Raw genomic sequence first — 14,889 nt, forward strand, 5'->3', positions numbered from 1 at the left:
GGCGGCTTATATGGCATTCGAAGGTTTAGCCGACCGACTGCAGAATTCGATCCAAAAGATCAAAGGCAAAGGTAAGGTAACCGAAGCAGATGTAAAAGAAATGACCCGTGAAGTCCGCCTTGCGCTTCTTGAAGCGGACGTTAACTTCAAAGTTGTAAAAGACTTTGTGAAACGTGTGAAAGAACGTGCGGTTGGACAAGAAGTTATGCAGAGTTTAACTCCAGGTCAACAAGTGATTAAAGTGGTGAAAGAAGAATTAACTGATCTTATGGGAGGAGACCAGAGCAAAATTGCTGTGGCTAATCGTCCACCAACAGTTATTATGATGGTAGGTCTCCAAGGTGCTGGTAAGACTACTACTACTGGTAAACTTGCTAATCATCTTCGTAAAAACCACAATAGGAACCCTTTACTAGTAGCAGCTGACGTTTACCGTCCTGCTGCAATTAACCAGTTAGAGACGCTTGGTACTCAGCTTAATATGCCTGTTTTCTCAAAAGGAACAGAGGCAAACCCAGTAGACATTGCGAATGAAGCAATTGCTCAAGCGAAAGAGAATCATAATGACTATGTCATTATTGATACAGCTGGTCGTCTTCATATCGATGAGAATCTTATGGGTGAGTTAAAAGAAATTCACTCAAACGTGAATCCCGATGAAGTCTTTCTGGTCGTTGATGCGATGACAGGTCAAGATGCCGTTAACGTAGCAGAATCGTTTAATGAGCAGCTAGACGTTAGCGGGGTAGTCCTAACTAAATTAGATGGTGACACCCGTGGTGGTGCTGCGCTATCCATCAAAGCTGTAACAGACAAACCAATTAAGTTTGCGGGTATGGGTGAGAAACTTGACCAGCTAGAAGCGTTCCACCCTGAGCGTATGGCTTCTCGTATCTTAGGTATGGGAGACGTCCTAACGCTAATTGAAAAAGCCCAATCTGAAGTAAACGAAGACCAGGCGAAGGAACTCGAGCAGAAAATGCGCGACGCGTCCTTCACATTGGACGATTTCTTAGAACAAATGGGCCAAGTTCGTAATATGGGACCACTCGATGAACTAATCGGCATGATCCCAGGCGCTGATAAAATGAAAGGTTTGAAGAATGCTAACATAGATGAGAAGCAATTAAATCACATCGAAGCAATCATTCAATCCATGACCAAAGCCGAACGAAATGACCCAAGTATCATGAACGCAAGTCGTAAAAAACGAATTGCCAAAGGCTCCGGCCGAAACGTATCCGAAGTGAACCGTTTATTAAAACAGTTCAACGACATGAAGAAAATGATGAAGCAGATGACGAATCAAAAAGGTAAAAAAGGTAAAGGCGGCGGATTTAAATTACCGTTTATGTAAAACGAAAAGTGCAGGCGACTGCTTAGCCCCGTACGGATAAGCAAAATGCCGGAAGTGGCGATTAGCCACTGCAGGTAGGTTGCTTATCGCGCTAGGCCCTCCCCGCCGGAGCTGGACAGTGGCGAAAAGTGCAAAGCTAACCTCAGCTATACTGAGGCATGTGAGCATGGTGGGAAGTTTAGAGTTATAACTCCCTTTAGTGCTTTTCTCTTTAGCCATGCTGAGAGCTTAAATCCAGCTCCAACAGTTAGAACCTAGCGAGATAAGGAATCCCACTACGGTGAGGAAACCTCACCTACGAGGTATTCCTTATCCGTACGGTTCTGACCAAACTGTTTCCGCTTTTTATCTCTCGCTTACACTTTTATTAATATGTAATGCAAAACCCCTTTACACACTCGCAGTTCTCTGCTAAAATCTAAAATTGTGTTAAGTAAAAATAAGCATTTGAAAATATGGAGGTATTTAATATGGCAGTAAAAATTCGCCTAAAGCGCATGGGTTCTAAGCGTAACCCATTCTATCGTATAGTAGTAGCAGATTCTCGTTCCCCACGTGATGGTCGTTTCATCGAAGAGATCGGAACGTACAACCCGACAGCTAACCCAACAGAGGTTACTGTAAATGAAGAAAAAGCTCTTAACTGGATGACAGAAGGTGCTAAGCCATCTGACACAGTTCGCAACTTGTTCTCAACGCAAGGTCTTATGGAAAAGTTTCACGCACAAAAAACTCAAAAGTAAAGTAGTGTGATAACGTGAAAGCCTTAATCGAAACCATTGTACGTCCACTAGTTGATTATCCAGATGATGTTGCCGTTACAGAGCAAGAAGAAGAGCGTAAGCTTACGTATCACTTATCTGTTCACAAAGATGACGTCGGCAAGGTGATTGGTAGACACGGACGAGTGGCTAAGGCCATCCGAACCGTTGTATATGCGGCAGGATCGAATTCCAAAAAGCGAATTTATTTAGATATTATGTAAAAAGGGAGAGGGGCCACCTTTCTCTTTTTTACTAGGTTAAACTTTTTCGTGTAAGTTGCTCTTCATAAAGCAAAACCCTTGGGAAGTAAAGAAGAGTCGTTTCCAGTTAAAGGAGCGAATGTGATGAACATCATCAAACGTGTATCCGTAAAACGTGTTCTTACAGAAACAAGTAAAGAAAAGTTGCGGCAGGAGTTTGAGACACGGAAAGCTAGACTTGATGAAGAGTGTCAGCAACTTTCCTTTGAGAAAAGAAAGATTGAAGTAAAACAAAATGTCTCTAGAGAAGAAGTAGCAAAGCGTTTTAATCGAGAAATCGATAAAAGAAAAGAAAAAATTCGGTGGCTTGAATATCAACTTGAACAACTAGAAATCCTACCATTAGGCAGTGAAATCGAAGATGGGGAAGTGGAATCCATAGTAGACCTAAATGTAGGAGATACCTGGGACGAACAAATGAACCATGGCGCGATTATTGTTCAAGATGGTAAAGTAATCCGAATTGATAAATAGGTGATGTGAATGGATAAAGAATTATATACAATAGGTAAGGTCGTAAACACTCACGGAGTACGCGGTGAAATTCGCGTAATTCAAGTTACAGATTTTGAAGAACGTTTTGAACCGGGAAATGAAGTATACTGGATTCCACAGTCAAAGCAAGAAGAACCCATCGCATTAACGATTAAAGGTCATCGTATGCATAAATCCTTTCACCTTCTTCATTTTGAGGAGTACAGCTCATTAAATGAGGTTGAATCGTTAAAAGGCGGCACATTAGCGATCACGAAAGAGCAACAAACTCCTCTGGATGAAGGAGAATTCTATTACCACGAGATTATCGGATGTTCCGTACAGACGATGGATGAGGAAGTTGTGGGAAGCGTGAAAGAAATTTTAAGCCCTGGTGGAAATGATGTTTGGGTCGTAAAGCGTCCTCAGAAAAAGGATGCCCTAATTCCTTATATCGAACAAGTTGTAAAAAATGTAGATATTCCTAACAAAACGATTACAATTGAACCAATGGAAGGGCTGCTAGACTAATGCATATTGATATTTTGACTTTGTTCCCAGAAATGTTTAGTGGAGTACTCAATACATCTATTATGAAAAAAGCTCAGGATTTAGATGCATTTTCATATGAGACTGTTAATTTTCGAGACTATACCGCAAGTAAACATTTAAAGGTGGATGACACCCCTTATGGAGGGGGAGCTGGTATGGTCTTATCCCCGCAGCCGATCTTTGACGCAGTAGATGCCATTAAAGATAAGCAAGGGAAGAAGCCAAGAGTCATTCTTATGTGCCCTCAAGGTGAACCCCATTCTCAGGCTAAGGCAGAAGAGTTAGCTCAGGAAGAGCATTTAATTTTCTTATGTGGTCATTATGAAGGTTATGATGAGCGAATTCGTGAACATCTTGTGACGGATGAGATCTCTATAGGGGATTACGTGTTAACAGGTGGAGAGCTTGGGGCTATGGTTGTGATGGACAGTGTTGTGCGTTTGTTACCTGGAGTGCTAGGGAACGCATCCTCTGCACCCGAAGATTCCTTCTCAAATGGTCTATTAGAACATCCTCACTACACAAGACCTCGTGATTTTCGAGGAATGCAAGTGCCTGAGGTGTTATTCTCTGGCAACCACGCAAGGATTGATGAATGGAGACATAAACAGTCTTTAAAACGAACTTATGAGAGGCGCAAAGATCTCATAGAACAACGCTCATTAAAGGAGCTAGAAAAACAATGGATAAATGAATGGCAGAATGATTAATAGCATATTGCATCATTATTGTAATTATGCTATATTAAAACTTGTGCTTAGGCGTTTAGCTTAAGTCTAATTACGATGTTCCGCTACCAGGTCAATCCAGGTAAGAGCATTGGTGAAGAAGGAGTGAAACAGGATGCAAAACTTAATCCAAGAAATTACTAAAGAACAGCTACGCGAAGATCTTCCACGTTTCAAAGCTGGTGACACTGTAAAGGTTCACGTTAAAGTTGTTGAGGGAAGCCGCGAACGTATTCAGGTGTTTGAAGGTGTTGTAATTAAGCGCCGTGGCGGAGGCATCTCCGAAACATTCACTGTACGTAAAATTTCTTCTGGCGTTGGTGTTGAGCGTACGTTCCCAGTACATTCTCCACGCGTTGATAAAATCGAAGTTGTTCGTCGTGGTAAAGTACGTCGTGCTAAACTTTACTACCTACGTAACCTACGTGGTAAAGCTGCGCGCATTAAAGAAATTCGCTAAGATGAACACTGAAGAAAGGAGCTTGTTTAGACAGGCTCCTTTTTGTTCTATAATGACTTATAATAGATGTTGTTTACATAGTGGAGGGAAGCTGGATGACGAAGAAAAGAAATGAATGGCTTGATTGGATAAAAGCGTTGATCGTTGCAGCCATTTTAGCAATTGTCATCCGCGTATTTTTATTTGCTCCAATCGTCGTGGACGGGCCATCTATGCTTCCGACGCTAGAAAATGGTGACCACATGATTGTGAATAAATTTAGTTACACTATTGGAAAACCAGAACGTTTTGATATCGTTGTGTTTCATGCAACAGAAACGAAAGATTATATTAAACGAGTAATTGGCCTCCCGGGCGATCACATTGAGTACCGGGATGATGCGTTATATGTGAACGGAGAACCTATAGAGGAAACGTTCTTAAACGAAAGATTAGACCGACTTTCAGAGAATCAATCTTATACGTTTGATTTTCGATTACAAGATATAAAAGGGAACTATGAAACCATTCCTGAAGGCCATGTTCTAGTACTTGGGGATAACCGAAATAACTCAACAGATAGCCGCATGCTTGGGCTGATTCCTTTAGAGAGGATAGTAGGGGAAACCAGGTTTATTTATTGGCCTATGGAACGGTTTGGTTTTGTAGATTGATAAAGGATGATGACTATGACGATTCAATGGTTTCCAGGCCATATGGCTAAAGCCAAACGACAAGTAGAAGAGAAATTAAAGCTTGTTGACTTTGTCATTGAATTAGTAGATGCACGTGCCCCATACTCTTCACAAAACCCAATGCTTCATCAAGTGCTTCAACAAAAACCTAAGATGGTTCTTCTTATGAAGAGAGACTTAGCTGATGACGGGGTTACAAATAAGTGGATTAGTTGGTATAAAGAGCAAGACATTGAGGCAATAGCGGTAAATGTGGATGATCCAAAAGACGTACAATATGTTATTCAAAAAGCTAAAGACATGGGCCAAGAAAAGTTAGAACGCTTAAGGAAAAAAGGTGTACGTCCGAGACCAGCAAGGGCTATGATTATTGGTATTCCGAATGTTGGGAAGTCTACACTTATTAATCGTCTCGCGAAGAAGAAAATTACCAAAACAGGTGATCGACCAGGCGTTACAACTGCCCAACAATGGATTAAAGTGAAAAAAGACTTCGAGCTCCTCGATACACCGGGTATTCTGTGGCCGAAATTTGAAGAGGAGATCGTAGGATATCGTCTAGCTACGATTGGTACAATTAAAGATAATATCTTACCTATTCCAGATGTGGCAGCTTTTTTCATTCGCTTTTTGCAAGAACATTATCCAAGCCTTTTGCAAGAACGTTACGGCGCGTCTACTGATGTGGATGATATGGGAGAAGTATTTGATCACATCGGAACGAAGAGAGGCTGCTTAGAGAGCGGCGGGAAGATTAATTATGACAAAGTGGCTGAGGTAATTATTCGCGATTTACGTTCAGCTAAGATTGGCAGAGTCACTTTGGAAACACCAGATATGATACAATAAAAGATAAGGCTGACTTTCTCACGTTGAGGGTCAGCTTTTTGTGTGAGAAAATATCAACTCCATCCTTAACAGATATGTAGAGAAAACCGATAAAAGAGGAAATGAGGACAATCATGAGTAAAGAAACTATTGCAGAAATAAAGGTAAAACTTTTTGACACAGGGTGTACACCAGCAGAATTAGAGGCTTTAGAATCTGATGAACGCAAAGGTGTACAAAAGTTGGTTGAACAATATCACAAGCAATTAGCAAGAAAACAAGCGCTCAAAGATCAATTTGAGGCTATGAAAACCTATGAATATGCATACAAGGAAAGAGGGAAAGAGCTAATCGCTGGAATCGATGAGGCGGGTCGAGGGCCTATAGCAGGTCCAGTTGTAGCAGCGGCAGTGATTTTACCTGATACATTTTATTTAGAAGGATTATATGATTCAAAAGCACTTTCAGAAAGCCAAAAGAATACGTTCTTTGACTATATAAAAGCCCATTCTATATCATATGGAATTGGTATTGTAACAAGTGAAACAATTGATGAAATTAACATCTATGAGGCTACTAAATTGGCCATGCATCGAGCAATTGGTCAGTTAAGCAAAGAGCCCGATCAGCTTTTGATAGATGCTCTACCTTTAACAAACACGCGTGCACCAGTAGATGCCTTTCCTAAAGGAGACCAGCGAAGCATCTCTATTGCATGTGCGAGTGTCCTTGCAAAAGTGACACGTGATCGTTATATGGATGACCTTCATCAATCTTATCCGGCATATGAATTTAATCAGAATGCTGGTTATGGTACAAAGAATCATCTTCAAGCTTTAAAGCAACATGGAATCACTCCGTGTCACAGGAGATCGTTTGCACCGGTAAAGGAAGCTTCGTTAACTTTTCAGTAAAGAGAGGGGATAGATCATGTCATCTTTAACGGCTCCTCAATTGCTTAACCAATTACGTTCATCAGCGGTTCAGAACCAACTGTCACAATCGCTACAACAAGGGAGTCTGGTCGGTGGAAAGGTATTAAAGCTATACCCTCAAGCAAAAGCGCTGGTTCAAATTGGTGGGGGACAAATGAACGCTCAGCTAGAAGCATCCCTCTCTGTAAATGAAAGGTATGTATTTCAAGTTCAACAAACAAAGCCTGTGCTTCGCCTAAAAGTGGTAGAAGGGGAGAAAGGGAAGACGCTTCAGTCTTCAACACAATTACTACAACAATTAGGGGTCTCTAATCCTTCTAAGGGACAAATGAGTTTCGTGAATGAACTCATTCAACGTGACATTCCCTTTACACAAAAAGATCTAAAAGAGGCGCTGAAAATAATGGAGCAGACGGGCGCTCATTCCAAAGCATCTCAAATTTTATTAGACATGTTTTCAAGGAATTTGCCGATTAAATCATCTGTATTTCAAGCTTTATACACTAAATACACAGATACATCTTCTTTAACTGCTTCTCTTCAATCTATATTTACAGATGTAGGAAGTTTTGAGGATCAAATTCAGGATTCGCTTCGCCATCAATTACAACAAGTTCTTGGAAGAAAAGGATCAGATTTGCCTCTAGAAAAAATGATCATGAAGACATTTATGAACGCTCCCATAGGAGAACAAACGGCTGCGTTACAGCTCTTACAGCGAAGCGGGCACGTCTCTAAAGAAACGTCACTGTCCCAAATTCACACTCAGTTAACTGTTAACCATACTCAAAGTGCTGCTAATAAAGAATCAGAAAGTTCATTTGTGTTCAAGAATTCAGGAGAGTTGAAGGGGCAGTTGGTTAGCTTGTTTCAGCAGCAATTACCTGTATCAAAAGATAAAAAGTCTTTACTTCATCAATTTTCATCGATTTTAAATAAAATGACAGAACCAAAAGGGAACATGTCGGTCTCAATGTCTCCAAAGCTTGGACAAGCTTTAAATCAACTTTCTGAAGCCCTTCAAGTAGCAGGCGTATGGTCATCTTTAAAAGGTGCTTTAACTAATCATGGAGCATCAATGCCTTCTGTAGAAGCTCTCGAACTCCTTTTAGGAAGTTCAAATTCAACTAAAGTGATGAACGAAAACCGTTCTTCTTTAAAAGGAGTAGCGAACACGTTAAGTCAAGTTATGAACAACCAATTGCCTAAAGGAGAAGCTGCTAAACTTATTGAATGGCTGAGGTATGGGTTACAAGAAACGAATGAAATAGCTATGTCTTCAAAAGATCAATTCTTAGTGAAGTTAAAAGCATATACTCAACTCAGCGGAATTAATTACGAGTATCAACTAGCGGAGAGAGGAGAAGCACACTCCTCATCTCTAAAAGGAAGCATACTACAAGCTATGCAAGACCCATTAGCCTCACCTGTAGCAGATCGGCTCCAAAGAGTGTTGAATCATCTTAATGCTGCTCCAATAGTGATGCAAGAATCCGAACAATCTATCCAATTTAATGTACAGATGCCAGGAGAGTGGTTTGGAATCGAGCAAGATGTGACAATGGATGTGGAAGGGAACAAGAAAGAAAATGGAGAAATCGATCCAGACTATTGTCACATTTTATTTTATCTTGAACTCCAATCTCTTAAAGAAACGGTTATTGATATGAGGATTCAACAACGAGTTGTCCAACTTACCTTATTTACTGATAATAACGGGGTAGAAGGCCTTATACATGTACTTAAGCCATCTTTAGAAAAAGGGCTAGAACAACTGAACTATAAGCTATCTACTGTTCGACATAAGGAAATTAACCTTAAAGATGCTTCAGAAACCGCTATAAATAAAGTAAATACCCCTACTCGAAAAACAGGAGGCTTTGATCTAAAAATATGAGCGAGTCTAACCAAAAAAAAGAAGCAGTTGCATTAAGTTATGATGGATACCAATTTAATGCTCCAAAAGTTGTTGCTAAAGGAAAAGGAGATATTGCTGCAAACATTATTAATAAAGCAAATGATCACAGAGTTCCTATACAAGAGGACCCAACACTTGTAAAACTATTAGGAGAACTTGATATTAATGAAAAGATCCCAGAAGAATTGTATCAAGCGGTTGCCGAAGTCTTTGCTTATGTTTATCAACTTGATAAACAAATGAAACCTTAAGGACATTTTGGTAACGTCCCTTACTGCATTTACATAGAAATCAATGACTTTTGAATAGAGGCACTCAAATCAAATAGAGATTTGAGTGCCTCTATTTTTAATTTTAGCATTCTGCGAAACGGGTCGGCTATTCCACTATTCTTTTCACGTACATCAAGTTTATTATTATAAATAATATTTTTTTAAGCTTATAAAGGGAGAAAATAGCGGATTTTGTCGGTATTTTCTTAATTTTTTTGGAGATACTAGATGAATTTGTAGACAATTCACACATATTTTTTATACAATGGTCATGCAGTGACAATTTGATGGGAGGATGGAAGATGAACATTCATGAGTATCAAGGGAAAGAAATTTTACGTAGCTACGGCGTTGCCGTTCCAAACGGAACCGTTGCATTTACTGCAGACGAAGCTGTTGAAGCCGCTAAAGGCTTAAGTACAGATGTATCTGTAGTCAAAGCACAAATCCATGCAGGGGGCCGAGGAAAAGCTGGTGGTGTTAAAGTAGCCAAAAATATAGATGAAGTCCGTACATATGCTGAAGAAATTTTAGGCAAACAACTTGTGACTCATCAAACGGGTCCTGAAGGTAAAGAAGTTAAGCGCTTACTCATTGAAGAAGGCTGTGATATTCAAAAAGAATATTACGTTGGTATTGTACTAGACCGCGTCACTTCACGTGTAACGATGATGGCTTCAGAAGAAGGCGGGACTGAAATTGAAGAAGTAGCAGCTGAAACACCAGAGAAAATTTTTAAAGAAGTAATTGATCCTGTAACTGGATTAATGCCTTATCAAGCTCGTCGCTTAGCATTTAACATTAATATTCCAGACGAATTGTTAGGGAAAGCGGTTAAATTTATGATGGGTCTTTATCAAGTATTTGTTGAAAAAGATTGTTCCATTGCTGAGATTAACCCGCTTGTAACGACAGGAGACGGTCAAGTAATGGCGCTTGATGCGAAGTTAAACTTTGATGATAACGCTTTATATCGCCAAAAAGATGTATTTGAACTTCGTGATTTAGATGAAGAAGATCCAAAAGAAATCGAAGCTTCAGAATATGACCTAAGCTATATTGCATTAGATGGTAATATTGGCTGTATGGTTAATGGTGCTGGTCTTGCAATGGCGACAATGGACACGATTAAGCACTATGGCGGAGATCCCGCTAACTTCCTTGACGTTGGGGGAGGCGCTACTACTGAAAAGGTAACAGAAGCTTTCAAAATCATTTTGTCCGACAACAGTGTTAAGGGAATTCTTGTTAATATATTCGGTGGAATTATGAAATGTGATGTCATTGCAGAAGGTGTCGTTGCGGCAACGAAAGAAGTTGGTCTTGAAATTCCACTTGTTGTTCGTCTAGAAGGAACAAACGTAGAACAAGGTAAGAAAATCCTTGATGAGTCAGGCCTAAACATTGTTGCATCTGAATCTATGGCCGAAGCAGCACAGAAAATCGTAGAATTAGTAAAATAAGAAAGGACGGACAAAAATGAGTGTATATATTAATAAAGATACAAAAGTCATTGTACAAGGTATTACAGGGTCTACTGCCCTATTCCATACGAAACAAATGCTTGAATACGGTACCCAGATCGTAGGCGGCGTAACGCCGAAAAAAGGTGGTACTGAAGTAGAGGGCGTTCCTGTGTTCAATACTGTTGAAGAAGCTGTTGAAGAAACAGGTGCGACGGCATCTGTTGTATACGTACCAGCCGCGTTTGCTGCTGATGCAATTATGGAAGCTGTTGATGCTGAGCTTGATCTTGTAATCTGTATTACAGAGCATATTCCTGTTATTGACATGGTAAAAGTGAAGCGTTATATGGAAGGGAAGAAAACACGTTTAGTAGGGCCGAACTGTCCTGGTGTTATTACTCCGGAAGAATGTAAGATTGGTATTATGCCAGGTTACATTCACAAAAAAGGACATATTGGTGTTGTTTCTAGAAGTGGAACATTAACATATGAAGCTGTACATCAACTTTCTGAAGCTGGAATTGGCCAATCTACAGCTGTAGGGATTGGTGGAGACCCAGTGAATGGCACTGATTTTATTGATGTCTTGCAAGCTTTCCAGGATGATCCTGACACCTATGGAGTTATTATGATTGGTGAAATAGGTGGAACAGCTGAAGAAGAAGCAGCCCAATTTGTTAAAGACAACATGGATAAACCTGTCGTTGGCTTTATTGGAGGTCGCACAGCCCCTCCTGGTAAACGCATGGGACACGCAGGTGCCATTATTTCAGGCGGTAAAGGAACAGCAGAGGAAAAGATTAAAGTAATGAATGAGTGTGGTATTCAAGTAGCTGAAACGCCTGCAGTTATGGGAGAAACGCTCATAAACGTGTTAAAAGAAAACAATATCTACGATAAATGTAAAACCCATTAAGATCGTTGAAAGGTGCTCCTGGTTGTAGGAGCACCTTTTTAAACGATATTCTATATAAATGAAGGGACGTGTACGTTTGGAAGCAAGAACATTAAGATTAGCTCTTTTACATCAAACAAAAGGAGCAAGTAGGGTTTTGTTAAGGCAATTTCTTCAGTTTGATCCTTCCCTTGAGTTTGTTTTTTCACTCTCCCTAAAAGAACTTACTTCAAATTTTAATCTTTCCTCAAAAAGAGCTTCCACATTTCTTACTCATCTCCATTCTGACTCTAATAGAAAACAGCTCCTCACAAATATATCAGAATGTACTTTACTTCCACATTGGCATCCTAGTTATCCTAAACTATTACGAAGTATTCCTGATGCTCCTTTACTTCTTTATGCAAAAGGAGATTTGAAACTTTTGCGTATGGAGTCGTACTTAAGTATAGTAGGAACGCGAAAGTGTTCAAATCTAGCGTTAGCTTCTGTGAAGAAGGTGCTTCCTCCATTATTAGATGAAGGATTTGTTATAGTAAGTGGGATGGCTGAAGGTGTTGATTCTATTGCCCATGATCTTACCGTAGAGTTAGGAGGAAAGACCATCGCTATTTTAGGTTTTGGTTTTCAATACTGTTATCCTAACGCAAACCAACCTCTAATGGAGACATTAGCTCAAAATCATCTTCTTTTATCTGAATATGCCCCTCATATCCCCCCAAGAAAATGGCATTTCCCTGAACGGAACAGAATTATAAGCGGGCTAAGTTTTGGAACATTGGTTGTTGAAGCAAAAGAAAGAAGCGGAACGTTAATAACCGTAGATCAAGCTTTGGAACAAGGAAGAGAGGTTTTTGCGATTCCTGGTTCGATAGTGAATGATGTTTCAAGTGGATGTAATAAGATGATTCAGGATGGAGCTAAATTAGTTCAAAATGCCCACGACATTTTAGAAGAATGGATGGAATAAAAAGGGGAAATGATGTCGAAATCTGTCACAAAATCAATATTTTTCCGTTTATCTATAAGTTTTGTTTCTATAATTTGTTTGACAAATGAATAAGAAGTATTTAATAATAGGGAAGATTTAATTTAAAACAACCGTTTACACATAAAAATAAATGAAATGAAGAATAACCTCATCTAGGAGGATACTATATGGCAGATTATCTTGTTATTGTAGAATCACCAGCAAAAGCTAAAACAATAGAGAAATATTTAGGAAAAAAGTATACTGTAAAAGCATCGATGGGACATGTCATCGATTTACCTAAAAGTCAAATGGGTGTGAATGTAGAAGAAGGATATACCCCAAAATACATTACTATTCGAGGCAAAGGGCCTGTGTTAAAAGAAATTAAAACAGCTGCTAAGAAAGCAAAGAAAGTCTATCTCGCAGCCGACCCCGATAGAGAAGGAGAAGCAATTGCCTGGCACTTGGCTCATAGCTTAAATATGGACGAGACATCTCAATGTCGTGTTGTATTCAATGAGATCACAAAAGATGCAATTAAGGAATCGTTTAAGCATCCTCGTACCATTGATATGGATCTTGTAAACGCGCAGCAAGCCAGAAGGGTTCTAGACCGATTAGTTGGTTACAACATTAGCCCTCTATTATGGAAAAAAGTAAAGAAGGGCCTTAGTGCAGGACGTGTACAATCAGTAGCTGTAAAAATGATCATGGACCGGGAAAATGAAATAAAAAAATTCGAACCTGAAGAGTATTGGTCCATTGATGGGAACTTTATGAAAGATAATGAACAGTTTGAAGGTTCTTTTTATGGCATTGATGGTAAAAAACAAAAACTAGGATCTAAAGAAGATGTTGATCAAATTCTTTCTAAGATGAACGAGGAAGACTTCAACGTTGATAAAGTTAACAAAAGAGAACGTCGACGTAATCCTGCTTCTCCATTCACGACATCCTCTTTACAACAAGAAGCAGCGCGAAAATTAAATTTCCGTGCTAAGAAAACAATGATGATGGCTCAACAATTATATGAAGGAATTCAGCTTAGTAAAAAAGAGGGCACAGTTGGTTTGATTACCTATATGCGTACAGATTCAACTCGTATCTCCCAAACAGCTAAGGATGAAGCTGCTGGATATATTGAAGAGCAGTATGGAAAGGATTATCTTGGATCAGGTAGTCAAAAGAAATCACAGAAATCGCAAAATGCTCAAGATGCACACGAAGCGATTCGTCCAACCTCTTCGTTGCGTACCCCAAAGGCAATGAAAGAATATTTGTCTAGAGATCAGTATCGATTGTATAAATTAATCTGGGAACGTTTTGTTGCTAGCCAAATGGCTCCAGCTGTTCTAGATACCATGACCGTCCACTTATTAAATCAAGGCGTAGAGTTTAGAGCTACCGGTTCTAAAGTTAAGTTTAAAGGGTTTATGAAAGTATATGTTGAAGGCAACGACGATAATAAGAAAGAAGAAGATAAGATGTTGCCAGATCTAGAAGAGGGTACTACAGTTAAAGCAGAGGCCATTCAACCGAATCAACACTTCACTCAGCCTCCACCGCGATACACAGAAGCTCGTCTTGTCCGTACATTAGAAGAGATGGGGATCGGACGTCCATCCACATACGCTCCTACCCTTGATACAATCCAAAGAAGAGGGTATGTGAGTCTAGATAATAAGCGATTCGTACCTACTGAATTAGGGGAAATCGTGATTGAATTATTGAAAGAGTACTTCCCTGAAATCATTAACGTCGATTTCACTGTACAAATGGAAGGAAATCTTGATGCCGTTGAAGAGGGTAACAAGGAATGGGTCCAAATCATCGATGATTTTTATCAAGACTTTGAAAAGCGTTTAACCACTGCTGAGAAAGAAATGGAAGAAATCGAGATTAAAGACGAACCCGCAGGAATTGACTGCGAAGAATGTGGTCATGAAATGGTTTACAAAATGGGCCGCTATGGTAAATTCCTTGCTTGTTCCAATTTCCCAGATTGCCGTAATACGAAGCCAATATTAAAAGAAATTGGTGTTAAGTGCCCTCGATGTAAAGAAGGGAACGTTGTTGAACGTAAAAGTAAAAAGAAACGCACGTTCTATGGCTGTGATCGTTACCCAGAATGTGAGTTTATCTCATGGGATAAACCAATCAGTCGTCCATGTCCGAAATGCGAGTCTATGTTAGTTGAGAAAAAAGCTAAAAAAGGAACACAAGTGCAGTGTTCTGAATGTGACTATAAAGAAGAACTCCAGCAATAAGCATAAGGGGCTATCCCCCTTATGCTTTTTTTATGCGCAATACTCGAAGCGGAGATACTTGGTCAG

At 39.7% G+C, this 14,889-nt stretch carries 17 protein-coding genes; 16 read left to right on the forward strand and 1 reads right to left on the reverse strand.

Features of this window, described 5'->3' with window-relative positions; genetic code table 11:
• The first annotated feature begins 10 nt into the window (after positions 1-10).
• From ffh to sucD, 14 genes are all read left to right on the forward strand, one after another.
• Positions 11-1,357 (forward strand): signal recognition particle protein, encoded by a 1,347-nt coding sequence (ffh, locus tag ACYX4O_RS09030; protein WP_036778632.1) that lies wholly within the window; start codon positions 11-13, stop codon positions 1,355-1,357.
• Between the two features lie 470 nt (positions 1,358-1,827).
• The gene (rpsP, locus tag ACYX4O_RS09035; protein ID WP_036778634.1) at positions 1,828-2,100 is read left to right on the forward strand and encodes a 30S ribosomal protein S16; all 273 of its coding nucleotides are present in this window, start codon (positions 1,828-1,830) and stop codon (positions 2,098-2,100) included.
• 14 nt (positions 2,101-2,114) lie between these two features.
• The gene (locus ACYX4O_RS09040) at positions 2,115-2,342 is read left to right on the forward strand and encodes a KH domain-containing protein (protein WP_188656018.1); all 228 of its coding nucleotides are present in this window, start codon (positions 2,115-2,117) and stop codon (positions 2,340-2,342) included.
• A gap of 123 nt (positions 2,343-2,465) precedes the next feature.
• Positions 2,466-2,855, forward strand: coding sequence for a YlqD family protein (locus ACYX4O_RS09045; protein WP_476356505.1), 390 nt, complete (start codon positions 2,466-2,468; stop codon positions 2,853-2,855).
• Positions 2,856-2,864: 9 nt separating this feature from the next.
• Complete coding sequence (gene rimM, locus ACYX4O_RS09050; RefSeq protein ID WP_476356507.1) at positions 2,865-3,386, forward strand: ribosome maturation factor RimM; 522 nt, start codon at positions 2,865-2,867, stop codon at positions 3,384-3,386.
• Positions 3,386-4,117: a tRNA (guanosine(37)-N1)-methyltransferase TrmD gene (gene trmD / locus ACYX4O_RS09055; RefSeq protein ID WP_476356509.1), complete on the forward strand. Its 732-nt coding sequence runs from the start codon at positions 3,386-3,388 to the stop codon at positions 4,115-4,117. The genes rimM and trmD overlap by 1 nt, the downstream gene beginning before the upstream one ends.
• Before the next feature lie 133 nt (positions 4,118-4,250).
• Entirely contained in the window at positions 4,251-4,595 is a 345-nt protein-coding gene (gene rplS, locus ACYX4O_RS09060; RefSeq protein WP_036778645.1) for a 50S ribosomal protein L19, read from the forward strand.
• 95 nt (positions 4,596-4,690) lie between these two features.
• Positions 4,691-5,248 (forward strand): signal peptidase I, encoded by a 558-nt coding sequence (gene lepB, locus ACYX4O_RS09065; RefSeq protein ID WP_476356512.1) that lies wholly within the window; start codon positions 4,691-4,693, stop codon positions 5,246-5,248.
• A gap of 15 nt (positions 5,249-5,263) precedes the next feature.
• Positions 5,264-6,118: a ribosome biogenesis GTPase YlqF gene (gene ylqF / locus ACYX4O_RS09070; RefSeq protein ID WP_476356514.1), complete on the forward strand. Its 855-nt coding sequence runs from the start codon at positions 5,264-5,266 to the stop codon at positions 6,116-6,118.
• Positions 6,119-6,231: 113 nt separating this feature from the next.
• The gene (locus ACYX4O_RS09075) at positions 6,232-7,011 is read left to right on the forward strand and encodes a ribonuclease HII (protein ID WP_476356516.1); all 780 of its coding nucleotides are present in this window, start codon (positions 6,232-6,234) and stop codon (positions 7,009-7,011) included.
• Positions 7,012-7,027: 16 nt separating this feature from the next.
• Positions 7,028-8,929 (forward strand): hypothetical protein, encoded by a 1,902-nt coding sequence (locus tag ACYX4O_RS09080; RefSeq protein WP_476356518.1) that lies wholly within the window; start codon positions 7,028-7,030, stop codon positions 8,927-8,929.
• A complete protein-coding gene (locus ACYX4O_RS09085; protein WP_476356520.1) occupies positions 8,926-9,201 on the forward strand; it encodes an EscU/YscU/HrcU family type III secretion system export apparatus switch protein in 276 nt (91 codons plus the stop codon). Before ACYX4O_RS09080 ends, ACYX4O_RS09085 begins: the two co-directional genes overlap by 4 nt.
• 323 nt (positions 9,202-9,524) lie before the next feature.
• Complete coding sequence (gene sucC / locus ACYX4O_RS09090; protein ID WP_476356522.1) at positions 9,525-10,685, forward strand: ADP-forming succinate--CoA ligase subunit beta; 1,161 nt, start codon at positions 9,525-9,527, stop codon at positions 10,683-10,685.
• A 16-nt stretch (positions 10,686-10,701) separates the two neighbouring features.
• The gene (sucD, locus tag ACYX4O_RS09095) at positions 10,702-11,604 is read left to right on the forward strand and encodes a succinate--CoA ligase subunit alpha (RefSeq protein ID WP_188656008.1); all 903 of its coding nucleotides are present in this window, start codon (positions 10,702-10,704) and stop codon (positions 11,602-11,604) included.
• Between the two features lie 50 nt (positions 11,605-11,654).
• On the opposite strand, the gene ACYX4O_RS09100 is transcribed toward sucD, so the two are convergent.
• Positions 11,655-11,792 carry a hypothetical protein gene (locus tag ACYX4O_RS09100; protein ID WP_476357224.1) on the reverse strand — a complete coding sequence of 46 codons (138 nt, stop codon included), beginning with the start codon at positions 11,790-11,792 and terminating at the stop codon, positions 11,655-11,657.
• Here ACYX4O_RS09100 and dprA point away from each other — a divergent pair.
• Both dprA and topA read left to right on the forward strand, forming a co-directional pair.
• Positions 11,741-12,553 (forward strand): DNA-processing protein DprA, encoded by an 813-nt coding sequence (gene dprA, locus ACYX4O_RS09105; RefSeq protein WP_476357065.1) that lies wholly within the window; start codon positions 11,741-11,743, stop codon positions 12,551-12,553. The two genes, ACYX4O_RS09100 and dprA, sit on opposite strands and share 52 nt — an antisense overlap.
• Positions 12,554-12,741: 188 nt before the next feature.
• Positions 12,742-14,823: a type I DNA topoisomerase gene (gene topA, locus ACYX4O_RS09110; protein ID WP_476356524.1), complete on the forward strand. Its 2,082-nt coding sequence runs from the start codon at positions 12,742-12,744 to the stop codon at positions 14,821-14,823.
• The last annotated feature ends 66 nt before the right edge of the window (positions 14,824-14,889 follow it).

This window comes from Pontibacillus sp. ABV4_188 (assembly GCF_056311905.1).